Source organism: Rhodoferax sp. (genome assembly GCF_037143375.1).
Classification (GTDB): Bacteria; Pseudomonadota; Gammaproteobacteria; order Burkholderiales; family Burkholderiaceae_C; genus Rhodoferax.
Genome location: NZ_JBAWYV010000045.1, coordinates 1 through 24,805, shown reverse-complemented (window position 1 = coordinate 24,805; position 24,805 = coordinate 1). Strand labels below are relative to the sequence as shown.

23 protein-coding genes and 1 pseudogene are annotated in these 24,805 nt (G+C 55.8%); 16 read left to right on the top strand and 8 right to left on the bottom strand.

Features of this window, described 5'->3' with window-relative positions; translation table 11 throughout:
* Positions 1-1,458 (bottom strand): annotated as a pseudogene (locus WCG50_RS09120) (hypothetical protein); the annotation flags it as partial.
* A 424-nt stretch (positions 1,459-1,882) separates the two neighbouring features.
* On the opposite strand from WCG50_RS09120, the gene ccmA reads away from it, so the two are divergent.
* From ccmA to WCG50_RS09070, 10 genes are read left to right on the top strand one after another with little or no spacing between them, the layout of a single operon-like run.
* On the top strand, positions 1,883-2,539 hold the full coding sequence (ccmA, locus tag WCG50_RS09115) for a cytochrome c biogenesis heme-transporting ATPase CcmA (protein WP_336899284.1): 657 nt from the start codon (positions 1,883-1,885) through the stop codon (positions 2,537-2,539).
* Positions 2,539-3,207: a heme exporter protein CcmB gene (ccmB, locus tag WCG50_RS09110; protein WP_336899283.1), complete on the top strand. Its 669-nt coding sequence runs from the start codon at positions 2,539-2,541 to the stop codon at positions 3,205-3,207. The genes ccmA and ccmB overlap by 1 nt, the downstream gene beginning before the upstream one ends.
* Before the next feature lie 28 nt (positions 3,208-3,235).
* Positions 3,236-3,994, top strand: coding sequence for a heme ABC transporter permease CcmC (ccmC, locus tag WCG50_RS09105; RefSeq protein WP_336899281.1), 759 nt, complete (start codon positions 3,236-3,238; stop codon positions 3,992-3,994).
* The gene (gene ccmD, locus WCG50_RS09100) at positions 3,991-4,149 is read left to right on the top strand and encodes a heme exporter protein CcmD (RefSeq protein ID WP_336899280.1); all 159 of its coding nucleotides are present in this window, start codon (positions 3,991-3,993) and stop codon (positions 4,147-4,149) included. Before ccmC ends, ccmD begins: the two co-directional genes overlap by 4 nt.
* Before the next feature lie 12 nt (positions 4,150-4,161).
* A complete protein-coding gene (ccmE, locus tag WCG50_RS09095; protein ID WP_336899279.1) occupies positions 4,162-4,620 on the top strand; it encodes a cytochrome c maturation protein CcmE in 459 nt (152 codons plus the stop codon).
* A complete protein-coding gene (locus WCG50_RS09090; RefSeq protein WP_336899278.1) occupies positions 4,620-6,605 on the top strand; it encodes a heme lyase CcmF/NrfE family subunit in 1,986 nt (661 codons plus the stop codon). Before ccmE ends, WCG50_RS09090 begins: the two co-directional genes overlap by 1 nt.
* Positions 6,602-7,132 (top strand): DsbE family thiol:disulfide interchange protein, encoded by a 531-nt coding sequence (locus tag WCG50_RS09085; RefSeq protein WP_336899277.1) that lies wholly within the window; start codon positions 6,602-6,604, stop codon positions 7,130-7,132. The genes WCG50_RS09090 and WCG50_RS09085 overlap by 4 nt, the downstream gene beginning before the upstream one ends.
* Complete coding sequence (locus WCG50_RS09080; RefSeq protein WP_336899276.1) at positions 7,125-7,577, top strand: cytochrome c-type biogenesis protein; 453 nt, start codon at positions 7,125-7,127, stop codon at positions 7,575-7,577. Before WCG50_RS09085 ends, WCG50_RS09080 begins: the two co-directional genes overlap by 8 nt.
* 44 nt (positions 7,578-7,621) lie before the next feature.
* Positions 7,622-8,896 (top strand): hypothetical protein, encoded by a 1,275-nt coding sequence (locus tag WCG50_RS09075; RefSeq protein WP_336899275.1) that lies wholly within the window; start codon positions 7,622-7,624, stop codon positions 8,894-8,896.
* 46 nt (positions 8,897-8,942) lie between these two features.
* Complete coding sequence (locus WCG50_RS09070) at positions 8,943-10,232, top strand: NAD(P)-binding domain-containing protein (RefSeq protein WP_336899274.1); 1,290 nt, start codon at positions 8,943-8,945, stop codon at positions 10,230-10,232.
* Between the two features lie 30 nt (positions 10,233-10,262).
* Here the strand turns inward: WCG50_RS09070 and WCG50_RS09065 are convergent, their stop codons facing one another.
* The 3 genes from WCG50_RS09065 to WCG50_RS09055 are packed head-to-tail and all read right to left on the bottom strand — an operon-like array spanning position 10,263 to position 13,156.
* Positions 10,263-11,135, bottom strand: coding sequence for a sulfurtransferase (locus WCG50_RS09065; RefSeq protein WP_336899273.1), 873 nt, complete (start codon positions 11,133-11,135; stop codon positions 10,263-10,265).
* Positions 11,136-11,162: 27 nt separating this feature from the next.
* Positions 11,163-12,050 (bottom strand): DMT family transporter, encoded by an 888-nt coding sequence (locus tag WCG50_RS09060; protein ID WP_336899272.1) that lies wholly within the window; start codon positions 12,048-12,050, stop codon positions 11,163-11,165.
* 5 nt (positions 12,051-12,055) lie between these two features.
* Positions 12,056-13,156 (bottom strand): aromatic ring-hydroxylating dioxygenase subunit alpha, encoded by a 1,101-nt coding sequence (locus tag WCG50_RS09055; protein ID WP_336899282.1) that lies wholly within the window; start codon positions 13,154-13,156, stop codon positions 12,056-12,058.
* 309 nt (positions 13,157-13,465) lie between these two features.
* On the opposite strand from WCG50_RS09055, the gene xseB reads away from it, so the two are divergent.
* From xseB to WCG50_RS09035, 4 genes are all read left to right on the top strand, one after another.
* Positions 13,466-13,702 (top strand): exodeoxyribonuclease VII small subunit, encoded by a 237-nt coding sequence (gene xseB, locus WCG50_RS09050; protein WP_336899271.1) that lies wholly within the window; start codon positions 13,466-13,468, stop codon positions 13,700-13,702.
* On the top strand, positions 13,699-14,637 hold the full coding sequence (locus WCG50_RS09045) for a polyprenyl synthetase family protein (protein ID WP_336899270.1): 939 nt from the start codon (positions 13,699-13,701) through the stop codon (positions 14,635-14,637). The genes xseB and WCG50_RS09045 overlap by 4 nt, the downstream gene beginning before the upstream one ends.
* 101 nt (positions 14,638-14,738) lie before the next feature.
* On the top strand, positions 14,739-16,637 hold the full coding sequence (gene dxs / locus WCG50_RS09040; protein WP_336899269.1) for a 1-deoxy-D-xylulose-5-phosphate synthase: 1,899 nt from the start codon (positions 14,739-14,741) through the stop codon (positions 16,635-16,637).
* A 142-nt stretch (positions 16,638-16,779) separates the two neighbouring features.
* Positions 16,780-17,859, top strand: a complete 1,080-nt coding sequence (locus WCG50_RS09035) for a TRAP transporter substrate-binding protein (RefSeq protein ID WP_336899268.1) — start codon at positions 16,780-16,782, stop codon at positions 17,857-17,859.
* A 64-nt stretch (positions 17,860-17,923) separates the two neighbouring features.
* Here the strand turns inward: WCG50_RS09035 and WCG50_RS09030 are convergent, their stop codons facing one another.
* From WCG50_RS09030 to WCG50_RS09015, 4 genes are all read right to left on the bottom strand, one after another.
* Positions 17,924-19,237 (bottom strand): CorA family divalent cation transporter, encoded by a 1,314-nt coding sequence (locus WCG50_RS09030; protein ID WP_336899267.1) that lies wholly within the window; start codon positions 19,235-19,237, stop codon positions 17,924-17,926.
* A gap of 103 nt (positions 19,238-19,340) precedes the next feature.
* Positions 19,341-21,104: a TRAP transporter large permease subunit gene (locus tag WCG50_RS09025; RefSeq protein WP_336899266.1), complete on the bottom strand. Its 1,764-nt coding sequence runs from the start codon at positions 21,102-21,104 to the stop codon at positions 19,341-19,343.
* A gap of 14 nt (positions 21,105-21,118) precedes the next feature.
* Complete coding sequence (locus tag WCG50_RS09020) at positions 21,119-21,727, bottom strand: TRAP transporter small permease subunit (RefSeq protein ID WP_336899265.1); 609 nt, start codon at positions 21,725-21,727, stop codon at positions 21,119-21,121.
* A gap of 131 nt (positions 21,728-21,858) precedes the next feature.
* The gene (locus tag WCG50_RS09015) at positions 21,859-22,800 is read right to left on the bottom strand and encodes a class I SAM-dependent methyltransferase (RefSeq protein ID WP_336899264.1); all 942 of its coding nucleotides are present in this window, start codon (positions 22,798-22,800) and stop codon (positions 21,859-21,861) included.
* Between the two features lie 127 nt (positions 22,801-22,927).
* Here WCG50_RS09015 and WCG50_RS09010 point away from each other — a divergent pair, with 127 nt between their 5' ends.
* Together WCG50_RS09010 and yedE are read left to right on the top strand one after the other, a co-directional pair.
* On the top strand, positions 22,928-23,242 hold the full coding sequence (locus WCG50_RS09010; RefSeq protein WP_336899263.1) for a DUF2322 family protein: 315 nt from the start codon (positions 22,928-22,930) through the stop codon (positions 23,240-23,242).
* A gap of 264 nt (positions 23,243-23,506) precedes the next feature.
* The gene (gene yedE / locus WCG50_RS09005; protein ID WP_336899262.1) at positions 23,507-24,718 is read left to right on the top strand and encodes a selenium metabolism membrane protein YedE/FdhT; all 1,212 of its coding nucleotides are present in this window, start codon (positions 23,507-23,509) and stop codon (positions 24,716-24,718) included.
* The last annotated feature ends 87 nt before the right edge of the window (positions 24,719-24,805 follow it).

Here is a 24,805-nt window from a genome sequence, read left to right as displayed (position 1 = left end):
AAGTTCTTGACGCTGAGCCTCCTTGCGAGCAGCCTCTTGTCTTGCAGACTCTTGTCTTGCAGACTCTTGTTGTGCTTCAGCTTGTCGGGATGCTTCCTGTCTAGCGGCTTCTTTTCTGGCAGCCTCAAGGCTGGCAGCCGCCTGCCGCGATGCTTCTTGCTGCAAAGCTTCGCGGCGACTTGCTTCCTTGCTGGCAATCTCCTGCTTCAATGCATTCTGGCGAGCAAGCTCTTGGCGTTGTGCCTCGTTACGAGCAGCCTCTTGTCTTGCTGCTTCTTGTTGCGCCGCAGCTTGTTTGCTAGCTTCCTGTTTGAGTGCTTCTTTTCTGGCTGCATCCATTTGAGCTGCAGCCTGTAATGCAGCTTCTTGCTGTAACGCTTCGCGCCGGATGGCTTCCTTTTTCGCAATTTCTTGCTTTAACGCTTCTTGTTTTTCGAGTTCTTGACGTCGAGCTTCTTTGCGAAGTGCGTCTTGTCGTGTGGCTTCTTGACGTACCAATTCCTGCTGCACTGCTTCTTGACGGGCAAGTTCTTGCCGTTGTGCTTCTTTACGAAGCGATTCCTGTTTTGCCGCTTCAACGCGAAGGGTTTCAGTTCGCGCTGCCGCTAGCCGAGTCGCTTCTTGCTGCAGGGCTTCTTGGTGGGCGAGCTCTTGTTTGAGTGTTTCTTTCCGAGCCGTCTCCTGCCGGATTGCTTCTTGCTGGGCGGCTTCAAGTTGCAATGCCGCAAGTCGATTATTTTCTACTTTAGCCGCATCGATCTTCAAAGCTTCCGCACGGGCAAGTTCTAATTGCTGAGCTTCTTTGCGGGCAGTTTCCAGCCGCGCAGCTTCAACTTTTAAATTTTCACGTTGTTGTGCTTCTTGCTTTTCGGTCTCAGATGGCAAGAGGGCTACGGGGGCACTGGCCGCCAGCATCGGCGCTACTGTGAATTCAGGCTCCTTGACCGGATCGGTCACCGCTATGACGGGTGGTGTTGCGGTAGGAGCAGGGGTTGCGGTTTCAGGTGGTGCCTCAACAGGTAATTCAACTGGTTTGAGCGAGGCCTGTTTGGCCGGGCGAACTTTTGGTACTTTGGGTTTAACGGGAACAGCAACTGCCGGCGTCGGTGCCGGCAATACCTCGATGGGCTGCGGGGCAATGAGCGCGACTTTAAATGCCTGGGCGCTGAAATTGGCTGCAGCATTTTTCTGTGCTGCATTAGTTTCAGCAGTTTGCTTTTCTTTTGGGCTGTCTGACTCCAGCGGGGGGGGCGGTGGAACAGGATTTGAAGCCGAAACTTCACCTGGGAGGGGTGTTAAAACTGCAGAAATGGAGGAAGACTCCTCTCGTTTTGAATCTGCCCCTAAAAGACCCTTGAAAATATCGAGTTCTGGCAGTTCAAACTGAAGCGTGAGAATTGAGCCATGTATCAAAAGGGAGATGATCAGTGCATGTTCAAGGCGTAAATTTATGCGCACAAACCACCACCCAAGCTAGCGATAAATACGGTTATTTTCATCAATGTGTTCATGGGCTGTAATGGCTATTTTTGACTTTGGGTCGCAACGTCACTTCGTGAGTCGCATCGATTTATGTTCGAGAGAACATCAATAGTTCACTAAAACACAGATCATTGCTTGAAATCAAACTTTAGTGTTTCAGAACGTATCAATACATCATGAGATGCATCAAGGTTATGTTACCTGTACCTGTTTGGCACTTGATTAATCAAGTGAATTAGCGTTATTTGCATTGAAACAAGCGGTATGTACGCTGCCAATCAAAAAAAATTTGAATTTTAGCGGAAGCTTTGTTGACGACGGGGCTTGTGTAGAGCGCAAGTCTCGTTCTAGCCATCTGAGATAATTCGACATTATTTATTTCTTAGTTTGAGGTGTTACGATTTTTACCAAGGGCAATCTCAAACCAGTACTTGAAGCGCGTGGATTGGCTTGTCGTCGAGGTTCCGAGTGGCTGTTTGACGACTTGTCGTTTGAGATTTTCCCGGGTCAGATTGTTTGGCTTCAAGGTCAAAATGGTCGAGGCAAGACCAGTTTGCTTCGTTTGATTGTTGGTTTGGCTGCGCCGGATCGTGGCACGCTCAAGTGGGGCGGAAGCGCTACGCAGGAGTCGACAGTTGAACAAGGGAAACTTGTTTATATTGGCCACACCAATGGGTTGAAGGATGATTTGACTGTCACCGAGTCACTCAAATTTTTAGCGCGCCTCCATGGTCGCGACAGTTCAGATGAGTCGGTTTTGAATGCGCTTGAGATGCTTCAAATGTCTCATCGAAAGAACGCTCTGGTGCGAACGTTGTCTCAGGGCCAGCGACGTCGCGTTGCATTGGCCCGGCTTGCATTGGAGCGTAATCCCAGTATTTGGGTGCTTGATGAGCCCTTTGATGCATTGGATGCACAAGGTATCAGCGTTGTAAATCGTTTGTTGGTCGAGCATGTTCAGCGCGGTGGTTGTGTGTTTTTGACAAGCCATTTGCATTTAAGTCTTGACGGCTCTCAGTACCGGACGCTTGATTTTCAAAAGGGCATGGTTTCATGATGAGCAGTGGTTTTATGGCGCTGGCAGCCCGCGATTTCCGTTTGGCGTGGCGTCGGCCTGTCGATATATGGCTGCCCGTGGTCTTCTTTGGTGTTGCGGCGAGCCTTTTCCCCTTGGGCGTTGGGCCGGAATTACAAACATTGCGCCAGATTGGCGGCGGCGTGGTTTGGGTTTGTGCACTTTTGTCGACTATGCTGGCGCTCAACACCTTGTATGTGAGTGACTACAGCGATGGGTCACTGGATCAAATGCTGCTCTCGGGTCACTCCATGGTGATGCTGGCGGCTGCCAAAGCCTTGGTGCATTGGTTGTTGACCGGGTTGCCATTGGTCGTGGTGGGTCCTTTGCTGGGTTTGTTGTTCGACATGAGTTCGACGGCGATCGTTACTTTGACTTTGACGCTCTTGTTGGGTACGCCAGTTTTGAGTTTGTTGGGCAGCGTCGGGGCGGCGTTAACACTGGGCTTGCGCAGCGGTGGCGCCCTTATTTTGTTAATTGTTTTACCTTTGTGCATACCTGTACTTATATTTGGCGCGGGTGCTGTTTCCTCTGTAGAAATAGGGGTTTTTCCAAGTGGGCACCTGTCCGTACTGGGTGCTTTACTATTGCTGACTTTGGTCGGTGCGCCTCCCGCTGCTGCTGCAGCTCTGAGAATTTCCGTGGCCTGAACGTGCCCTTATTCAGCAATAAACTTCTATGACAAGTCATTTACGGTTATTTACATTTGCCGCACCATCGCGGTTTTATGCGCTCACGGGGTATTTGATTCCGTGGCTATATGCGTTGGCGGTGTTGACGGGTCTGGCCGGCATTTACTATGGTTTTTTCGTGGCACCTACCGATGCCACCCAGGGTGACTCGTATCGAATCATCTTTATTCACGTGCCGACCGCCTGGATGTCGATGATTCTCTACCTCGCCATGGCGGGTTGGGCGGCTATTGGGTGGGCTTTCAATGCACGGATGGCTTCGATGCTGGCCAGGGCGTTGGCGCCCACCGGGGCACTGTTCACGGTGCTGGCACTCTGGACCGGGGCGCTTTGGGGTAAGCCGACTTGGGGTGCCTGGTGGGTTTGGGATGCACGGTTAACGTCTGAGTTGATCTTGTTGTTTCTCTACCTGGGTTACATCGCGTTGGTTGAGTCCATTGATGACACCCGCCGTGCTGACCATGCAGGAGCACTTCTGGCGCTGGTCGGCGCTGTGAATGTGCCTGTCATTTATTTTTCGGTGAAGTGGTGGAATACCCTGCACCAAGGGGCATCGATCAGCATGACGGCAGCTCCCAAAATGGCCAGCACGATGCTCACCTCCATGCTGCTGATGACCGTGGCTTGTTGGGCTTATGCCTTTGCTGTGGTGTTTGTCCGAACCCGCGCCATTGTCATTGAGCGTGAACGAGACACAGATTGGGTCAAAGCGTTAGCGCAAAAATCTTCGGAGGCGGTTGTATGAGTTGGAATAGCTGGGGTGAGTTTTGGGCCATGGGTGGCTATGGTCTCTATGTGTGGGGTTCGTATGGACTTTGCGCCCTTGTTTTTTTGTTGGAACCAATCCTTGCAAAAAGTCGTCATAACCGAGCCATCAGGCAAATCCGCGATGCTGGTTAATTGGAGTTATTTATGAAACCTCGTTATAAACGCTTGGCTATCGCAGCCGGGGTCCTGTCAGTGGTGGGCGTGGCAGCTGCCCTGGTTCTCAATGCTTTTCAAAGCAATCTGGTGTTTTTCTACACGCCGACCCAGGTTGAGGCCAAAGAGGCACCGGCCAATCGCACCTTCCGTTTGGGTGGTTTGGTGGTGGCTGGTAGCGTCAAGCGCGAAGGTGTCAACGTCAGCTTTATGGTGACTGATACGGCTAAAAACGTGCCTGTGAAATTTGAAGGCATCCTGCCTGACCTGTTCAAGGAGGGCAAGGGCGTTGTCGCTCAGGGTCAGTTAAAAGATGGTGTCTTCCAGGCGAAAGAAGTGCTGGCCAAGCACGACGAAAATTACATGCCTCCCGAGGCGGCTGAAGCGCTTAAAAAAGCGGGCCAGGCCAATGAAAAAATTGCTGCAACCGTTGTGATGGAGAAACGTTAATGATTCCTGAAATTGGTCATTTTATGCTGTGGCTAGCCCTCGGTGTGGCGCTGGTGTTGGGTACCATGCCTTTGGTCGGCGCCCAGCGCGGAAAAGCCGAGTGGATGTTGCTGGCGAGACCCGCCGCTTATGCCTTGTTCGTGCTTGTCATTATTGCCTTTGGCTGTCTTGTCACTTCTTTTGTCAAGCATGACTTTTCGGTGCTCTATGTTGCGTCAAACTCAAACACAGACCTGCCGTTTCAGTACCTCATTGCGGGCGTTTGGGGTGGACACGAGGGCTCCCTTCTGTTGTGGGTGGTGATGTTGTGTGTCTGGATGGTGGCGGTGGCCCGTTTCAGTCAGCATTTGCCATTGCCCGTGTTGGCGCGCATTCTTGCCGTCATGGGTTGGATCGCGGTGGGCTTTTTGCTCTTCATGCTGTTGACATCCAATCCGTTTGACCGTCTGTTTCCCGTTCCCGCGAACGGCCGAGATCTGAACCCTTTGTTGCAAGACATGGGCATGGTGACGCACCCGCCACTCTTGTACATGGGCTATGTGGGTTTCTCGGTGGCCTTTGCATTTGCTATTGCAGCTTTGATCGGCGGCAATCTGGATGCTACATGGGCGCGTTGGACGCGCCCTTGGACCACCGTGGCTTGGCTCTTCCTGACCATCGGTATTGCTTTGGGCAGTTCATGGGCCTACTACGAATTGGGCTGGGGCGGTTGGTGGTTCTGGGACCCGGTTGAAAATGCTTCGTTCATGCCTTGGTTGGTGGGAACAGCGCTGATTCATTCGCTGGCAGTGACCGAAAAACGCGGCGGTTTCAAGTCATGGACGGTGCTGTTGGCCATCTTGGCGTTCTCTTTGTCTTTGCTGGGTACTTTCCTGGTGCGTTCCGGCGTGTTGTCGTCGGTCCACGCGTTCGCCACTGACCCACGTCGGGGTCTTTTCATTCTTGTGTTTCTCACCGTTGTGGTGGGTACTTCCTTGACGCTTTACGCTTGGCGTGCGCCCAAAGTGGGATTGGGATCAAGATTTGCCATCTTCTCCAAAGAAGCCGCCTTGCTGGGTAACAACGTCATGCTGGTCGTGGCAGCCGCCGCTGTCCTGCTGGGAACGCTTTATCCGTTGCTGCTGGATGCGCTGGGCATGGGGAAAATTTCAGTAGGGCCCCCTTACTTTGACACCGTCTTCATGCCGCTCATGGCACCCGCCGTGTTCCTGATGGGCATTGGCCCCTTGGCACGCTGGAAAGAAGCCAACGTGCCTGAAATTGCGCGTCGACTGTCATGGGCGGCAGGCGTGTCTATCATTGCCTCGCTGGCTACCGGCTTTATCGCTGGCAAGATTTCATGGGTCACGAGTTGTGGGTTGGTGATGGCGTACTGGATAGTCGGCTCTGTGGCCACTGATGTTTGGGGTCGGGTTCGCCCTGCTGCCGGTGGCAGTTGGAGTGACGTGCCTCGCCGGTTCAAACTTCTGCCTCGTGCCTTGGTCGGTATGATGCTGGCGCACTTGGGTGTGGCTGCGTTTTGTTTCGGTGTGACCATGGTTAAAACCTATGAAGTTGAGCGTGATGTCAAGATGGCCATTGGTGATAGCACCACGGTTAACGGCTTTACCTTTACCTTTAGAGGGACCAAAGATGTAGATGGGCCCAACTATTCAGCCGTCAGGGGTCTGGTTGATGTGACCCGCGATGGCAAGCCCGTGACGGTGATGGAGCCCGAAAAACGTGTTTACCGCGTTCAACAAAACCCGATGACAGAAGCTGCCATCAGCCCAGGACTCACGCGTGACTTGTATGTTTCTCTGGGCGAGCCAGAGGGTGACGGATGGATTGTCCGCGTCTACGTCAAGCCTTTTATTGATTGGATTTGGGGTGGTTGCCTGTTAATGGCCCTCGGTGGATTGTTGGCGGTGACGGACCGTCGCTATCGGCAAAAGCAACGCAGTGAACAGCCTGATCTGGGCGCTGCAGCAGGTGCAAAAGCATGAGATACCTGAAGTTTTTAATACCCTTGGGTATCTTTTTGGGATTGGTTGTTTTCCTGGCGGCGGGTCTGAAGCTTGACCCCCGGGAAGTGCCGTCGCCTTTGATCAACAAGCCTGCCCCGCCTTTCGCGTTGACGCGACTGGACAATCCGGCGCAAATTATTCGCAGAGACGATTTGCTCGGTAAAGTCTGGATGCTGAATGTGTGGGCTTCCTGGTGCGTTGCTTGCCGACAGGAGCACCCCTTGCTGGTGGAGTTTTCGAAGCTCAAAGTGCTGCCGATCTATGGCCTGAACTACAAAGATACCCGTGTCGAGGGCATGCAGACGGTGTCTCGCTTTGGCGACCCCTACGATGCATCGTTGTTTGACAATGATGGACGTATCGGCATTGATTACGGTGTCTATGGCGTCCCTGAAACCTTCATTGTGGACAAACAGGGTGTGATTCGTTTCAAACACACGGGTCCATTGACCCCTGAAGTGATTCGTTCGACCATCGAACCCTTGGTGAGGAAACTCAATGGTTAAGTTATTTCTGGCTTTTTGCCTGTCGTTTATTTTCATGTTGGGTCACGCCAAAGAAGCCCCCCTGGCTTCAGCCGACCCTGTCGTTGATGCGCGTATGGTGCGCATAACCTCGGAGCTGCGTTGCCTGGTTTGTCAAAATCAGACGATTGCTGACTCGCATGCCGATTTGGCAGTCGACCTTCGCAAGCAGGTGTTTGAGCAGATCAAGGATGGCAAGAGCGATCAGCAAATTATTGATTACATGACCGCTCGGTATGGCGACTTTGTGCTTTACCGTCCGCCTCTCAAGACCTCAACGGCTATTTTGTGGTTTGGCCCCGGCTTGTTGCTGGTTGCCAGTTTGATCGTTTTGTTTCTGGTTTTGCGTCGGCGCAGCCGCTTGCCTCCAGAAGCCTTCGAGCCGGATGAGCTTGATATTCCAGCCTCAGATTTCCCGAACAAATAAACCTATTGGTTTAGTTGCCTCTTCGATTACTTGATTTTGACTTTATGAATACATCCGTTGCCCCCGCCGCTCTTGACGTTGTGGATGTCAAACGACAACTGCAAAAACTTCAGGAGTTGCTTGACGCTGGCTCACTGTCTCAGGAGTCTTATCAAGAAGGCAAGGCTCAACTTGAGCGGCGCATTCTGGATGCGGTGCTCAACGGCGTACCACCCGCAGCTTCGGTGACGGTTCCTAATCAGCCGGCCGCTGCGGCACCATCACCCCCACCGGTTGCCAAGCTCTCCGGTCGGTTATTGGCCATCGTGGCAGGTGCCGTGGTGGTCGTGGCCGCAGGTGGTTACGCCCTGATGGGCAACTCCACGTTTGGACCTGCAGAGGGCGGAGGGGGTGCTGAAAACGGTGCTGCAGCCGAGGCGGGTGGGGCACAGCCGCATGCCACCAGCAACGAACAAATCAGTGCCATGATTGAAAAACTGGCTGCACGCCTGAAAGAAAACCCCGCAGACGCGACCGGTTGGGCCATGCTGGCGCGTTCTTACAGTGTGCTGGGTCGCAGCAACGAAGCGGTAGACTCCTATGCCAAGGCGGCAGAACTCTCTAAAGACGATGCCGGGCTGTTGGTCGACTATGCGGATGCGCTGGCGGTTAAAAACAACCGTGTTCTGGCGGGCGAGCCGATGAAGCTGATTGAGCGGGCCATGAAGTTAGACCCTCGCAACGTCAAGGCTCTGGCACTGGCGGGAACCTTTGCCTTTGACCAAAAAGATTATTCGACTGCCGTCAAATATTGGACGCAAGTGGTTGAGTTTGGCGGGCCTGACAATATGTTTGCGCAACAAATTCAATCCGGTCTGGATCAAGCCCGTCAATTGGCCGGCATGCCACCGGTAGTTCAACCCACCGGTTCTCGTCTGGCGCAATTGGCCAAGGACGCAAGCCCTGAAGCCGCCGCAGTTGTGCCCGCTACCAATGGCAGCGTCAGTGGCACGGTCACCCTGGCCTCTGCTTTGGCGCGTGACGCCAAGCCGGACGACACGGTGTTTATTTTTGCGCGGGCTGCAGAAGGCTCTCGCATGCCCTTGGCCATTATTCGCAAGCAGGTCAAAGATTTACCCATTCAATTCACGCTGGACGACAGCATGGCCATGACACCGGCGGCCAACTTGTCCAAAGCGGGACGTGTCTTTGTGGGCGCCAGAGTCAGCAAGACGGGCAATGCCATACCAGCCAAAGGCGATCTTTCTGGTTTGAGTGCCTTGGTGGCCGTGGGCACCAAAGGCGTGGCGATTGAAATCAAGGACGTTGTCAAACAATAAGTTGATGGCGCCCATGCGCCTTGACTTGCTCGTTTAAATCAATCTCATGAACTATCTGTATCTTTACGGCGCTGTGATTGTTGCCATCATGGTGTTTTACATCAGGCGGCAACAGCGTATCAGCAGCAAGGGTACTGCCGTACTGAATGAAGCCATTGAAAGTGGCATGGTAGAGCCGCCCTCATTGCATCCGGTGGTCGATTTGATCCGCTGCATGGGGTCGGGTTCGTGTGCCAGAGCCTGCCCCGAGAATGCCTTGGCGGTGGTCAATGGCAAGGCGGTGTTGGTCAATGCAGCGCACTGCATTGGTCACGGCGCCTGTATGTCCGCTTGCCCGGTCGAGGCCATCAAGCTGGTCTTTGGTACCGAGAAACGGGGCATTGATATTCCCAATATCAGCCCTGGCTTTGAGACCAACGTGTCGGGCATCTATATTGCCGGTGAGTTGGGTGGTATGGGCCTGATCCGCAAGGCAGCAGAGCAGGGGCGCCAGGCGATTGAATCCATTCGCAAGAAAACCGGCGGTCAAGCCGACTTCGATGTGGTCATCGTGGGCTGTGGGCCCGCTGGAATCTCAGCCGGGTTGTCATCGATTCAGCACAAACTGCGCTACAAAATACTGGAACAAGAAGACTCGCTAGGCGGTGCGGTTTACCACTACCCAAGGCAAAAAATCGCCATGACCGCGCCGGTCGAACTGGCCATCATTGGTCAAGTGAAATTCGACGAAGTTTCCAAAGAAACCTTGCTGCAGTTTTGGTTGGACGTGGTTAAAAAGACCGGTTTGGCCATCTCATTTCGCGAGCGCATGGAGTCGATTGAAAAAGCCGGAGATCACTTCGTCGTCACCACGAATACCTCAAGTTACACCACGCGCACCGTGCTGCTTTCGATGGGTCGTCGCGGCACACCACGCAAACTTGAAGTCCCGGGAGAAGAGTTTCCCAAGGTGATGTACCGGCTGGCGGACCCGGCCCAGTTTGAGGGGCAGGCCGTTTTGGTCGTGGGCGGTGGCGACAGCGCCTTGGAGGCGGCGATTGCCTTGTCGGAGCAAAAGGACACGGATGTCATCCTGTCTTACCGGAGTTCGTCTTTTTCCCGCGTCAAGCAGAAGAACCGGATGATGCTTGAACAGCAGCAAAAAGCTGGGCGGTTGCGGGTCATGTTGAACTCCAAAGTCAACAGTATCCATGAGCATGAGGTCGAGATTAACTTCGAGGGTGCTTCCAAGATGTACCCCAATGAAGCCATCATTGTTTGTGCCGGTGGCTTGCTGCCGACACCTTTGCTGCAAAAAATCGGCATTCAGTTTGATACCAAATTTGGCCGTGAGTGACGGGCATTGCCCGTCATTGAACGCCTGGTTTTAACCTTGTGCAGCAGGCCGATGCGGGTCGCTGCACCATTCGCTCCAGCTTCCCGCGTACAAGGCCGTGCGACCCAAGTCGGCGATTTCCATGGCGATCAGGTTGGGTACGGCGCTCACGCCGCTGCCGCAGTGATGCACCACCGTCGCGGGGTCGCGTCCGGCCAGTAAAGTGTCAAATTCGGACCGAAGTTCTGCGGCTGATTTGAACTTGCCATCCGCCCCCAAATTCAGGTTGAACGGCCGATTGAGAGCCCCGGGAATATGGCCTGCCACCGGGTCCAAGGGTTCGACTTCGCCTCGGTAACGGGGTGCACCGCGGGCATCAATCAGGGTTTGAGTCGGGCGCCCCAGTTCTTTTGCTATTGTATTAGTAGCTACTAGCGCATGATCGACGGGGGCTAGAGTGTATTTTGATGCATAAGATGACTTGGAGACGCTTTCGGAAAGTCCTTGCTCAATCTCGCCCCCGCTGGCCTGCCAGGCTTGCATGCCACCGTCCAGCACGGCCACTGCCTCATGGCCGGTCCACTTCAGCATCCACCACAGGCGTCCACAGTAGTTGACGCCTTGCCGGTCGTACACCACGGCTTGCATGTTATTGCGAAAGCCAATCTGGGTAAGCCAGGCAGCAAACGTTTCGAGCGAGGGCAGGGGGTGGCGGCCACCGGAGGCTGCATCGGTGGCTGTTTTTGCAGCGCTTAAATGCCGGCCCAGGTCCGCTCGCACCGCACCGGGGATGTGAGCCTCCTGGTATTGCTGGTCACCCGCACCAGCTTGCATCAGCTCGAAACTACAGTCAAAAACCATGTGAGCTTGTTCACTTTTTTGCAGGTCAGCGAGTTGTTGCGCAGAGATCAGGGTGGTGTACATCAGAGGATTTCCTTGGGTGACAGGGATTCAATGTTCTTCAGCGGGGGTGTTGGGCAGTGCTCGGGTGCGCAAAACAGTGGCCACCAGCCCGCTTGCCACGATCAGACTTATACCAGCCCAACCCAGAAGGGGGATTTGATCGCCAAACAGCACCAGACTGTAAATGGCGGCAAACACAATGCCGGAGTACTGCAAGTTAGCCACCAGCAAGGTGGAGCCCCGGCTGTAGGCGCGCGTCATGCACCACTGGCCAAGCGAAGCCAGCACACCGATGGGCACCAGCCAGGCTGTGGCTTGCCAGCTCGCAGTCGACCAGGCTGTCAGGCCGGTAAAGGCAACGCCCACACTGCCTACCACGGCAGTCCCGATGGAGAAATAAAACACAGTGCGGCCTTCCGGCTCGCCTACTTTGCCCAGTGCCGTCACCTGCATATACGCCAGCGCGGCACCCATGCCCGAGAGCAAGCCAATCAGGCCTGCGAACAACTGGTTCTGGTCAAGGGTGGGTCGCAGCATCATGACCACGCCGGCAAACCCCGCCATCACCGTGGCCATCAACGGGCCTTGGCGCTCAGCCTTGCCGTACATTACGGCGCCGCCCACAATAAAGGCCGCCACCCAGACGCCGCTCATGTAGTTGAGCGTCATGGCCGTGGCCAATGGCAAGTGGGCAATGGCATAAAACCAGGAGCCCAGCGACAGGACGCCAATGATGCTGCGCCAGGCGTGCATCAGTGGCACCGGGGTTTTAAGGGGTGTGCCGCGTGCCCGCATCACCAGCGTCATAAAAATCACGCTGACGACGCCCCGGTAAAAGACCAGCTCGAAGGTGCTGAAACTGCCCGAGGCGACCTTGATCCCCAACGCCATGGTGGCAAAAAAGAACGCACCCAGCACCATCCAAAGCGCTTGCATGGCCGTTAGCGCTGAATTTGGCGCCGGTACCAGTCGTGGAAGTGCCGCATGCCATCTTCCATCGGGCTTTGGTAGGGGCCGACTTCGTTGTCACCGCGCATCAACAAGGCTTTGCGCCCAGCGTCCATGCGTTCACCGATTTCGTCGTCTTCGATGCAGGTTTCCATGTAGGCGGCTTGCTGGGCTTCAACGAACTCACGCTCGAAGGCCTGAATTTCTTCCGGGTAATAGAACTCGACCATGTTCATGGTCTTGTTCACGCCCATCGGGTGCAAGGTGGAAACGGTCAGCACATGCGGATACCACTCGACCATGATGTGCGGGTAGTAGGTGAGCCAGATGGCACCGTATTTGGTGGGCTCACCTTTGCGGTAGGCGCGCAGCGCATCTTGCCAGCGCTGGTACACCGGGCTGCCGGCGGGGCCCGGTTTGGCCGTACCTACGGTTTGCACCGAGTAGTTTTCCTTGAATTCCCAGCGTAAATCGTCACAGGTGACGGTGCTGCCCAAGCCGGGGTGGAAGGGGCCGACGTGGTAATCCTCCAGATAAACCTCGATGAAGGTCTTCCAGTTGTAGTTGCACTCGTGCATTTCGACCTTGTCGAGTACAAAACCCGAAAAGTCGAGGTCAGCGCGGGGCCCCATGTCAGCCAGATCGGCCTGGATGTCGCGGCCGTTGTCCTCAAACAGCAGGCCATTCCACTCACGCAGCTTGTAGTTGTTGAGGTTCAGGCAGGGGTCGTGGTCAAAGTGCGGCGCGCCCAACAGGGTTCCGGCGGGTTCTGGCCCGCTGCCACTGTAGGTCCAGCGGTGCAATGGACACACGATGTTGCCAGCGGCCACGCCCTGATGTGTCGTGTTGACCGAGCCGCGGCCTTTCAACATGATCGCCTGGCGGTGGCGGCACACATTTGAGATCAGTTCGATGCCAGTGGGCGTGTGCACCAAGGCTCGACCTTCAGCTTCCTGCGCCAGGGTGGCGTAATCGCCCACGTTGGGCACGCTCAAGCGGTGCCCCACATAGCGCGGGCCGCTCAGAAAAATATTCTGCATTTCGCGCTGGTAAAGCGCTTCGTCAAAATAACTTGAAACGGGTAGCTGGGTGATGCCATTTTGAGTGGCGTCGGAGGCCTGTCCCTCGATGAGGGTGGCAGGCTTAAGCAGATTTTCTGGAAGATTTGTTTTGTACAGTTTTTGCACAACTCGGTCCTTAAAGGATACAAAAAACCCCTCAAAGAGGGGCTTGAAGGGCAGTTACCTCGAGAGCTGCCGGGGCTTGATTGTACCTGTCACCGTTCATTTGTAAGGATTTTGAGGGTTGGAAGTTAATGCCCCTATGTTTTGAGGATGCTCACGTCATATATCAGCCCCAGCGCCTAAAATCACTCCTTTTAGACCCACGGAATTTCCTGCCCTATGGCTTCTGCCCCCAAACCTACTTCAGTTGCGCCGGTCAGTTTTGAGGCGGCCCAAGAGGAGCTTGAACAACTGGTTTCCCGGCTTGAATCGGGTGATATGCCACTGGAACAATTGCTGACGCAGTACCAGCGTGGTGCCGAATTGCTCAAATATTGCCGTGATCGGCTGGAAGCGGTCGAAGGTCAAATCAAGGTGCTGGATCAGGGCACGCTCAAAACCTGGACCCCCGATTGAAAACTGACACCACCTTTAACCTGAGCGCCTGGAGCGCCGAGCACCTTGACCACGTTGAGCGTGCACTTGAACGTTGGGTAACGGCTGATGCGCCCGTAGGTGTGGACCATGGCGCTCCGGCCGCCTTGGTAGAGGCCATGCGCTACGCCGTGCTGGATGGGGGCAAACGACTCCGCCCGCTGTTGGTCATGGCGGCTTCTGAGGCTGTGAATACCGATAGTTCGGCGCCGACTTCAGATGCCGCCCTGCGCGCGGCCTGCGCGGTAGAGTTGATCCACGCCTATTCACTGGTACATGACGACATGCCGTGCATGGACAACGACGTGCTGCGTCGTGGTAAGCCCACGGTTCATGTGCAATTCGGCGAAGCCAGTGCCTTGCTGGCCGGTGATGCTTTGCAGGCCCTGGCGTTTGAGTTGCTGACACCTGATGACGAAAAAATGCCGGCCACCCAACAAGCGTGCCTGTGCCAACTGCTGGCACGCGCTGCCGGAAGTGGCGGGATGGCCGGGGGGCAGGCGATTGACCTCGCCAGTGTGGGTGTGGCCCTCAATGAGAGCCAGTTGCGCGAGATGCACCGCCTTAAAACCGGTGCCTTGTTGCAAGCCAGCGTCATGATGGGCGCTGCCTGTGGTGATGCTTCGGGGGTGGCGCTAGCCGCACTCAAGCAGTATGGCGCCGCCATAGGCCTGGCGTTTCAGGTAGTAGACGACATTCTGGACGTGACCGCCGACTCGGCCACGCTGGGCAAGACGGCAGGCAAAGATGCTGACCAAGACAAACCAACGTATGTGTCCTTGCTGGGGCTGGAACGTTCGGCGGCCTTTGCCCAGGAGTTGCTGGCGCAGGCCTTGCAAGCTTTGTCGCAAAGTGGTTTGCGCAACACCCAGGCCTTGCAGGGTTTGGCCAATATGGTGGTCAACCGCCTGTGTTGAAACGAACGTGTGTTGCAACACGGGTCCATTCATAAAAATATAGGGAAATAAGCCTTTAGCCTTTATTGAATAAGCGCTGATAGCTATAAAAAACATAGCATATGTCAAATAATTCGTACCCGCTGCTGAAAACCATCAACGACCCCGCCGATCTGCGGTTGTTGCCTCATGCACAGTTGCACGCACTGGCTGCCGAGTTGCGGGCCTATGTGCTCAGTAGTGTCTCTAAAACCGGCGGCCACCTCAGTTCCAACCTGGGCACGGTAGAACTGACCGTGGCCTTGCACTATGTTTTCAATACCCCGCATGACCGCGTGGTGTGGGACGTGGGCCACCAGACCTATCCGCACAAAATTCTGACCGGTCGGCGTGATCGCATGGAGTCGTTGCGCCAGTTCAGTGGCTTGAGCGGTTTTCCACAGCGTGCTGAAAGCGATTACGACGCTTTTGGCACCGCACATTCCAGCACCTCGATCTCCGCGGCTTTGGGCATGGCGATGGCCGCCAAAATCAAGGGCGAAGAGCGCCACGCGATTGCCATCATTGGCGACGGCGCGCTCACCGCCGGCATGGCGTTTGAGGCGCTGAACAACGCGGGCGTGGCCGATTGCAACCTGCTGGTCATCCTGAACGACAACGACATGAGCATCAGCCCGCCGGTGGGCGCGCTGAACCGCTACCTGGCCAAACTCATGAGCGGGCAGTTTTACGCCGCTGCCAAAAATGCCGGCAAAACCGTGCTCAAAGGCGCGCCGCCTTTGTTCGAATTGGCCAAGCGCATTGAAGAAACCGCCAAAGGCATGGTGGTGCCCGCGACCCTGTTCGAGAAGTTCGGTTTCAACTACATCGGCCCGATCGACGGCCATGACCTCGACTCGCTGATCCCCACGCTGGAAAACATCAAGCACCTCAAGGGACCGCAGTTTTTGCATGTAGTCACCAAAAAAGGGCAGGGTTACAAGCTGGCTGAAGCTGACCCGGTGGCCTACCACGGCCCCGGCAAGTTCGACCCCGCCGTGGGTTTGCAACACCCCACCACGCCACCCAAACAAACCTTTACCCATGTGTTTGGCCAGTGGCTGTGCGATATGGCCGCCGTTGACACTCGTTTAGTCGGCATTACACCCGCCATGCGTGAGGGCTCTGGCATGGTGGAGTTTGAAAAGCATTTCCCGACGCGCTACTTTGATGTGGGCATTGCTGAGCAGCATGCGGTGACGTTTGCCGCCGGTCTGGCGTGCGAGGGCTTGAAACCCGTGGTGGCGATCTACTCGACCTTTTTGCAGCGCGCCTACGACCAGGTGATTCACGATGTAGCGATTCAAAACCTGCCGGTGGTGTTTGCGCTGGACCGCGCCGGTTTGGTGGGTGCCGATGGCGCGACCCATGCCGGAGCCTACGACATTCCCTTCATGCGCTGCATTCCCAACATCAGCATCGCCTGCCCGGCCGACGAAAACGAATGCCGGCAGTTGCTCTCTACCGCGTTTGAACAGGATCACCCGGTGGCCGTTCGCTACCCGCGTGGTGCTGGTGCTGGCGTACCGGTGCAAGCGGGATTGGAGTCACTGCCGTTTGGCAAAGGCGAAGTCAAGCGCGAAGGCAAAGGCATTGCCATTCTGGCTTTTGGCACGCTGCTGTACCCGGCGCTGCAAGCCGCCCAGGCTTTGAATGCCACGGTGGTCAACATGCGCTGGGCCAAGCCGCTTGATGTCGAATTGCTGCTCAAGGTGGCTGCCACACACGACGCTTTGGTGACAGTGGAAGAGGGCGCCCTCATGGGCGGCGCTGGCAGCGCCGTGCTCGAGGCGCTGCACGCCGCCGGCGTGCTCAAACCGGTGCTGCAATTGGGCTTGCGAGACGAGTTTATCGAGCACGGTGACCCCGCCAAATTACTGACCCTGCAGGGTCTGGATGCCGAGGGTATCCAGGCGTCAGTCACCCACCGTTTTGGGAGTTTGGTTGAACCCGGTCGACCTACGCTCAAAGCGGTGGCCTGACGTTAATCAGTCAGGTTTTCAAGGGAAAACCCCCTCGCTAACGCTCGTGCTAGTTTCTACAATGAACGAGTGAAGCCAACCGCTGATTTGCTGATGCGCAAGGCTAGTTATTCAACTTACAACTCTTAAGGAGTGAATCCCCATGGATCGTCGTTCGATCATTAAAAACGCTGGCATTGCCGGCGTTTTGGCTGCAGGCGTTGCGCCTGCCGTACATGCCCAAGCCGCCCTGCGCTGGCGAATGGCTTCCAGTTTCCCCAAGTCCCTCGATACCATTTTTGGGGCCGCAGAAACCATCGCTAAAAAAGTGAGCGAAATGAGCGGTGGCAAGTTCACCATATCAACCCATGCCGCCGGTGAATTGATGCCTGCTTTAGGCGTGGTAGATGGCGTGCAGAGCGGCACCGTGGAGTGCGGTCACACCTGCGCTTATTACTACTTTGGTAAAGATGAAACCTTTGCCATCGGTACTGGTTTGCCTTTCGGCCTCAACAGCCGCCAGATGACGGCCTGGATGTTTGAAGGCAACGGCGGCAAGCTGATGCGCGAGTTCTATGCCAAGTACAACATCGTGAACTTCCCGGCTGGCAATACCGGTGCTCAGATGGGTGGCTGGTATCGCAAAGAGATCAAGAGCGCCAAAGACATCAAGGGCCTGAAGTTTCGCGTCGGTGGTTTTGCCGGCAAAGTGATCGAGCGCATGGGTGGCGTACCTCAAAACATTCCAGGCGGCGAGATTTACCAGGCGCTTGAAAAAGGCACGATTGATGCCGCCGAGTGGATTGGCCCCTACGATGACCAAAAACTGGGCTTCAACAAAGTGGCCCCGTTTTACTACTACCCCGGTTGGTGGGAGGGCGGTCCTCAAGTTGACTTGTTTGTCAACAACAAGGCCTATGAGTCACTCTCGGCTGAAAATAAAGCTATCCTCTCTGCGGCCACCACCTGTGCGCACGTTGAAATGCAGGCCAAGTACGACGCCAAGAACCCGTTGGCGCTGAAACAGTTGGTGGGTGCCAAAACCAAAGTGATGCCTTTCCCGAAAGACGTGCTGGACGTTGCATTCAAGGAATCCATGGCGCTGTACGAAGAGTTGCGCGGCAAGAACGCCAACTGGAAAAAGGTCTACGACGATATGTCGGCCTTCCGCAGAGACCAAAACCTGTGGTTCCGCTTCACCGAAGCCAAGTTTGACAGCTTCATGCAGGCGCAGAAACTGTAAGCCATTTCGCTGCACATGAAAAAGCCCCGCTGGTCGGGGCTTTTTTAATGGAGGTTAGTGAAGCTTACCGGGCCGGTGCCGCTTTTTTTACTTTCATCTGCCGATTTTCCACATGTTTCAACGCCAAATAAGTCACGGCACCAATCAGGGCGGCTCCCACTATAAAGCCGCCGTAAGCCATAGGCCACGGAATTCCCTGCGTCATCATTGAAAACTCGGACATGCCGCCGACGCCCGCCAAAATATTGATTGGCATGAACACCACACCGAACACCGTGAGTTGATTGATTCGCTTGTTCTGGTTGATGTTGATGAAACCGATGGTCGCATCCATCAGGAAGTTGATCTTGTCAAACAGGAATGAGGTGTGGCTGTTCAGGGATTCAATGTTGCGCAAAATCTGCTTGGCATCCTCGAACTGGTTGGCCGTCAAAATCTTGCAGCGCATCAGGAAGTTGATGGCCCGTTGCGTGTCAAGAATGTTGCCCCGAATCCGGCCATTCAGGTCTTCTTCCTCGGCAATGTCACCCAGGATGGCGGCGGCTTCTTTGTCGCTGATGGCTTCGCTCAGCACCTGCCGGCCTACAACGCCCAGGGTGGCGTAAATATCTTCCAGAGAGTCCGCTGAATACTCCACATCGGCGCCATACAGGTCCAGCAACAAGTCGATGCAATCCGAGGCGTAGCCCGGCTGCGTTCGCGCCCGGCGGCGTTGCAACCGGAACACCGGCAAATCTTCGTTGCGCATCGAAAAAAGGATGCCTTGGTGCACGATGAAAACCACCGGCACGCTGCGGGAGTCGCCCTCGCGGTCCAGCAAGAAATTGGAATGCAGGTGGATTTCGCCGTTCTCTTCAATGTGAAAACGCGAACTCACTTCCAGGTCGGTCACATCCCCGGGGTCGGGCAGCGTCAGGCCAAAATGGGCGCCAACGTAGGCGCGCTCGGCTTTGCTGGCGTTCAACAGGTCAATCCAGATCGGTTGCACGCCTTCCAGGTTTTTGCGGCTTTCAATCGGGATTTGCTGCAAGCGGCCATCGACCAGTTGAAACGCATTCATCTGGCTTTCGTCAAAGGCGGGTTCCCGGCTGCCCACCAGTTGCTCTCGGCGGGAGTCAGAGACTTCCCACAGCACATCGTTTTCGCGGTTTTCAGGTATCTGCTTCCATAGCAGTTGGGCGTCCTCAATCGGCAGCGCCTCCAGGATGCTGCCGATTTCGTCGGTCGGCAGTTGGGTCATCAGGTTATGCAGTTCGGCCAGGTGTTGGCGTTGCAACAGGGTTTCCACAATGTCCTGACGAGGCATATTTTGTCCGTGGACCATGCCTTCAACCAGTTTCTGCTTGGCCAGCATTTCTGATACTTTTTCTAAGGACATACGGAGGACTCTGGTTATTTGTACGTGATTCGGGTGCGAGTTTACCCGGGGTGGACGAAAAAAAGCCCCGAAACAGGGTCGGGGCTCAAGCGCAGACGAGGGTTTACTTTTTATCTTTGTCCATCGCGTCCTGCATGGCCTTCATCGGGTCGTTGGCGTCTGGTTTTTCTGTGCCCGCTGGGGTCGCTTCAAGCGCTTCTGGCGCTGAGGCCGCTTCCATGGGCGCTTCGGCCTGCACTTCAAGCACCACTTTGTCCAGGTCGATGATTTCTTTCTTGTCAAGACCGCTGGAGACGATGCCGGGGAACGCAATGATCAGGCCGACCATGATGACCTGGATGATCACGTAAGGCACGGCGCCCCAGTAAATCTGCATGGTGGTGACCGGTGCAATCAGCTTTTTGGTGAGCTTGTCGGTGTATTCCCGGCTGGGCGCCACGCTGCGCAGGAAGAACAGCGCAAAGCCAAACGGCGGGTGCATGAACGAGGTCTGCATGTTCACGCCCAACAGAACGCCAAACCAGATCAGGTCGATGCCCATTTTTTCGGCCACCGGCGCCAACAAAGGCACGACGATGAACGCCAGTTCAAAGAAGTCCAGAAAGAACGCCAAAAAGAAAATCAGCAGATTGGTCACGATCAGGAAGCCAACCTGGCCCCCCGGCACCGAGCCCAACAGATGCTCAACCCATTTGCCACCATCAACGCCCTGGAACACCAGGCTGAACACGGTCGAGCCGACCAGAATAAACACCACAAAACTGGAGAGCTTGGCAGTCGACGTGAGTGCTTGTTTTAACAGCGCCAGGTTCAAGCGGCCCCGGCTCATCGCCATGAGAAAGGCGCCCATGGCGCCCATGGCGCCGCCTTCGGTCGGTGTCGCCACGCCCAGGAAAATGGTGCCCAGCACCAGAAAGATCAGGAGCAGCGGGGGAATCAGCACAAACGTCACGCGCTCGGCCATGTTCGAGAGCAGGCCCATGCGCGTCACCTTGTTGACCAGCGCCAACACAAAGGCCAGCATCACTCCGGCGCACAAAGCCACCACAATGGTTTCGTCGGTGGCGACGGTCAGCACTTCTTCGCCCTTGAAAAAGCTGGTGACCTGCGCGTAATGTTGACCAAAGTACACCGCGACGGCCACCGTGACGATCGTCAAAATACCCAGTGAGCGCAAGCCGCTGGTTCCGTCGTTTTCTCGAATGGTGCGGGCTTCGGGTGGCAAGGCGGGCACCCAGGTCGGGCGAATAAAGGTCAGTAAAACGATGTACGCCAGGTACAGACCCGTCAGCGCAAAGCCGGGAATGAATGCGCCTTTGTACATCTCACCCACGCTGCGACCCAGCTGGTCCGCCAGAATAATCAGCACCAGCGAGGGCGGAATAATCTGTGCCAGCGTGCCCGAAGCGGCAATCACCCCAGAGGCTACGCGGCGGTCATAGCCGTAGCGCAGCATGATGGGCAAGGAGATCAGGCCCATCGAAATCACAGAGGCCGCCACCACCCCGGTTGTGGCAGCCAGCAGGGCGCCCACCAGCACCACTGCGATGGCCAGACCACCGCGCAAGGGGCCAAACAACTGGCCAATGGTGTCAAGTAAATCCTCGGCCATGCCGCTGCGCTCCAGAATCAAGCCCATGAGGGTGAAAAACGGAATCGCCAGCAGCGTGTCGTTTTGCATGATGCCGAACAGGCGCAGCGGCAGTGCCTGCAGCAGAGATTCAGGCAGGATGCCCAGTTCAATGCCGACAAAGCCAAAAAACAGGCCGCAAGCACCCAGACTGAAGGCCACCGGAAAACCCATCAGCAGGAAAACAATGAGCCCACCAAACATGATGGGGGCCAGGTTGTTGATAACAAATTGCATGTGTGTCTCCTGAATCAGGCCGCGTGGGCTTTGGCCGCTTTTTCTTCAGCGAGTTTTTGAATCGCCTCGGCCAGCTCTTCTTCGGGCGTTTTTTCGATTTTTTTGTGGGTGGGGTCTTCAATCAAGCCTTGCAAAAACGCCAAACGCTTGATCAATTCGGACCAGCCTTGCAGCAGCAACAAGCTAAACCCCAGAGGGATCATGGCGTACACCGGCCAGCGGATCAAGCCGCCCGCATTCGAGGACACTTCGCCCGATTGGTAGCCTTTGAGGAAGAAGGGCACGCCGTACCAAAGAATCGCCAGGCAAAACGGTGTCAGGAAAAAAGCGAAACCGAATATATCGATCCACATTTGCTTGCGCTTGGAGAAATGGGTGTAAATCACATCGATCTTGACATGCTCCCCATTGAGCAGCGTGTAGGCCGCACACAGTAAAAAGGTGGCGGCAAACAGGTACCACTGCACTTCAAGGTAGGCGTTGGAACTGACGTTAAACGCCTTGCGAACAATGGCATTGACCGCGCTGATGACGGTAGACGCCAGGATCAGCCAGATCACATATTTGCCGATCTGGGTGTTCAACCCATCCACTGCTTTTGAGAATTTTAGAAGCGCCTGCATGGTGTCTCCGTTATTAGAAAAGTACAAAACAAGCCTTTGGAGGTCCTGCAAAAGAAGGTGTCGCCATCAAGCTTTTCAACGCTTCAGAGCGTAACGCCTTGCGACTGAATAAAACCTGACATTTTCAGGTTTTAAATCGAGGGTAAATACGGGGAGTCGGGCGCTTTGTACAGCAGCACCTTCAGTGAGCGCTCATCCGAGACATCGGCAAACACGGCTGGATTCGGCAAGCGCTGCACGAACGCCAGCTGAGGTGCCAGTTCTCGCATTTGGTCTTGCAAGAAGGCGACGCCTAGCTCGGGTGCGTTAAGGCACAGCAGCGCGTGTCCGCCCAAATCCAGTAAATCAGGCAGTCGGCGCATCAGGCGTGCGTAATCCTTGGTGGCAACGAAGCTGCCCCGTTGAAAGCTGGGCGGGTCAACAATGACCAGGTCATAAGGACCGCCTCGGGTGATCTTGCCCCAGGTCTTAAAAATATCGTGTGCCAGAAAACTGGCGCCAGCGGTGATGCCATTGAGTTGGTGGTTTTGCTGTCCCGTCGCCAGGGCGCTTTGGCTCATGTCCACGTTGACCACCTGTTTGGCACCCGCCTGCAGTGCGACCACAGAAAAGGCGCAGGTGTAAGCAAACAGGTTAAGCACCTTGAACCGCGGCCGAGTGGCCACGTTCTCGCGCACCCAGCGCCTGCCTTCTGCCATGTCGAGAAACAGGCCGTGGTTCTGACCCTTGTCCACGTGCACCCGGTAGCGTGAGCCGTTCTCGGTCACCACATGCGGCTCGGGCACGCTGCCAGCCATGAGTCGCGTCTCGGTTTTCCCGTCATGCCGGCACTGGTAGACCCAGTTGAGTGGCAGCCTAGAGGCCAGTTGCTGCCAGCGCTCAGTCAAGGCACGGTGGAGAGTTTGCAGCTCCTCATCGGTTGCGGGCTGAAAACTGGTCAACACCCAAACCGGTGGGTAGGCATCCAGCACCCAATGCTCACAACCAAGGTGCAGGCCGCCCCGCCCGTGGAACACGCGTTGGGCATCGTGAGGCATGTCCATCTGGGCGATGGCGTTGAGAAGGGCTTGCATGATGGGGTGAGTCCGGGTGAAAAGGGGAGGGGTGATTTTGCCCGGTAACGCAGGCTGCACGGCTTCAAGCGTGAGTGCCGGACAATAGCGCATTTTTTGGGCAGCGCCCGTTTTCAAGGATCAAACCATGGCCTTCGCCGACAACCTCAAACAACTCCCGGCCGTGAGCCATCTGGCTGCGCTACAACTACTTGACGCAGTCGGCAACGTGGTGGCCACAATCGAGAATAAACCAGGTCAGTCAGGTGCCTTGGCCGTCTACGCCGCTTTAGCTGCCCGGCACGGCAGCATCAATGTCGCGGCGGCGCAGGAAGGGTTGGACCTCTTTGCCGAGCACACGGCCCATGCACGCGCCCATCCGGGCAGTCACCCCAACATCGACCGTCTGCTGGCGGTTATGGCGTCAGGTGAGGGTTTCTCCGTGAAGCTGCAAGCGTGTTAGTTGCTATTTAATATATAGCTGCCTGCGCATGATAGACGGGGGCTAGAGGTTGATTTGAAATATGAATTTGTAGCATTCTCGGGGCGCCTTTGGTCCTGTTGATTTGCATCTTTCTACCTGATTTGGCGCCCTTACGGTTTATTAGGGTAGAGTTCGCCCCTCGCCAGTTAGCGGCTTCGCGTCGCCTGGCTCCTTGGCACCTCGGGTGCTTTTTTTATTCAGCTTGCACTTAAGTTGCAACGCTTCTCAGGAGGATGCTCAGTCATGAACTGGCACACATTCAAACAAGACTATCTCGTGCGCTTCTGGGCGCCGGTGCCGTCCGTCATTGCCGCCGGGGTTCTCTCGGCTTATTATTTTGGCATTACCGGCACCTTTTGGGCCGTCACTGGCGAATTCACCCGGTGGGGTGGGCATGTGATGCAACTGTTCGGCTACCACCCCGAAAACTGGGGCTACTTCAAGCTGCTTCACCTCGAAGGCTCGCCATTGGACCGGATCGATGGCCTGATGATCATCGGCATGTTTGTCGGTTGCCTGTCGGCCGCGTTATGGGCCAACAACGTCAAGCTGCGCACACCGCAGCACCGCATTCGCATTGTTCAGGCGGTGGCGGGCGGCATCATTGCGGGCTTTGGCGCCCGTCTGGCGATGGGCTGCAACCTGGCAGCCTTCTTTACCGGCATCCCTCAGTTTTCGCTGCATGCCTGGTTTTTTGCGCTGGCAACGGCCGCCGGGTCCTGGTTTGGGGCGCGCTTCACAATGCTGCCGGTGTTCCGCATCCCGGTCAAACTGCAAAAAGTTTCGGCAGCCCAACCGCTGACGCAAACTGCCGATCAGGCCGCACGCCGTTTTAGGCTTGGCATGTTGGTCTTTGGTGCCTTTGCGCTGTGGGCCGTGGCCAAGACGTTCAATGCCCCCAAGCTGGGTCTGGCGGCCTTGTTTGGTCTGGCCTTTGGCTTGCTCATCGAGCGTGCGCAAATCTGCTTTACCTCGGCTTTTCGAGATCTGTGGCTGACCGGGCGCACCCAAATGGCCAAGGCCATCATTGTGGGCATGGCGGTCAGCACCATTGGTATTTATAGCTATGTGCAGCTGGGCGTGTCGCCCAAAATCATGTGGGCAGGGCCCAATTCGGTGATCGGTGGCTTGCTGTTTGGCTTTGGCATTGTGCTGGCGGGCGGCTGCGAAACGGGCTGGATGTACCGCGCGGTCGAAGGCCAGGTGCATTACTGGTGGGTGGGCTTGGGCAACATCATTGGCGCGACGCTGCTGGCGGCCTGGTGGGACGACATTGCCCCGGCCATGGCCACCAACTACGACAAGGTCAATCTGCTGGTGGTCTTCGGCCCGCAAGGCGGCTTGATCGTCACCTACCTGATGCTGGCTTGCGCGATGCTGGCCGTGATGTGGTGGGAAAAACACTTCTTTGCCCGCAAGGCGCAACAAACTCTTTTGTCAAAGGCCACCGCATGAACAAGCCCACCTACACCCCCGATTACCGTCTGGACATGATGGGCGAGCCGTGTCCGTATCCGGCCGTGGCCACGCTGGAGGCCATGC

Bases quoted from the DNA above. Each gene is read 5' to 3' on its own strand.
- ccmE (WP_336899279.1), top strand. From the start codon at position 4,162: ATGAAACCTCGTTATAAACGCTTGGCTATCGCAGCCGGGGTCCTGTCA.
- WCG50_RS09060 (WP_336899272.1), bottom strand. From the start codon at position 12,050: ATGCAAGCGCTTTGGATGGTGCTGGGTGCGTTCTTTTTTGCCACCATG.
- WCG50_RS09025 (WP_336899266.1), bottom strand. From the start codon at position 21,104: ATGCAATTTGTTATCAACAACCTGGCCCCCATCATGTTTGGTGGGCTC.
- WCG50_RS09080 (WP_336899276.1), top strand. From the start codon at position 7,125: ATGGTTAAGTTATTTCTGGCTTTTTGCCTGTCGTTTATTTTCATGTTG.
- ccmC (WP_336899281.1), top strand. From the start codon at position 3,236: ATGACAAGTCATTTACGGTTATTTACATTTGCCGCACCATCGCGGTTT.
- WCG50_RS09020 (WP_336899265.1), bottom strand. From the start codon at position 21,727: ATGCAGGCGCTTCTAAAATTCTCAAAAGCAGTGGATGGGTTGAACACC.
- dxs (WP_336899269.1), top strand. From the start codon at position 14,739: ATGTCAAATAATTCGTACCCGCTGCTGAAAACCATCAACGACCCCGCC.
- ccmB (WP_336899283.1), top strand. From the start codon at position 2,539: ATGAGCAGTGGTTTTATGGCGCTGGCAGCCCGCGATTTCCGTTTGGCG.
- WCG50_RS09075 (WP_336899275.1), top strand. From the start codon at position 7,622: ATGAATACATCCGTTGCCCCCGCCGCTCTTGACGTTGTGGATGTCAAA.
- ccmD (WP_336899280.1), top strand. From the start codon at position 3,991: ATGAGTTGGAATAGCTGGGGTGAGTTTTGGGCCATGGGTGGCTATGGT.
- WCG50_RS09010 (WP_336899263.1), top strand. From the start codon at position 22,928: ATGGCCTTCGCCGACAACCTCAAACAACTCCCGGCCGTGAGCCATCTG.
- WCG50_RS09030 (WP_336899267.1), bottom strand. From the start codon at position 19,237: ATGTCCTTAGAAAAAGTATCAGAAATGCTGGCCAAGCAGAAACTGGTT.
- WCG50_RS09015 (WP_336899264.1), bottom strand. From the start codon at position 22,800: ATGCAAGCCCTTCTCAACGCCATCGCCCAGATGGACATGCCTCACGAT.
- WCG50_RS09035 (WP_336899268.1), top strand. From the start codon at position 16,780: ATGGATCGTCGTTCGATCATTAAAAACGCTGGCATTGCCGGCGTTTTG.
- WCG50_RS09085 (WP_336899277.1), top strand. From the start codon at position 6,602: ATGAGATACCTGAAGTTTTTAATACCCTTGGGTATCTTTTTGGGATTG.
- yedE (WP_336899262.1), top strand. From the start codon at position 23,507: ATGAACTGGCACACATTCAAACAAGACTATCTCGTGCGCTTCTGGGCG.
- WCG50_RS09090 (WP_336899278.1), top strand. From the start codon at position 4,620: ATGATTCCTGAAATTGGTCATTTTATGCTGTGGCTAGCCCTCGGTGTG.
- xseB (WP_336899271.1), top strand. From the start codon at position 13,466: ATGGCTTCTGCCCCCAAACCTACTTCAGTTGCGCCGGTCAGTTTTGAG.
- WCG50_RS09070 (WP_336899274.1), top strand. From the start codon at position 8,943: ATGAACTATCTGTATCTTTACGGCGCTGTGATTGTTGCCATCATGGTG.
- WCG50_RS09065 (WP_336899273.1), bottom strand. From the start codon at position 11,135: ATGTACACCACCCTGATCTCTGCGCAACAACTCGCTGACCTGCAAAAA.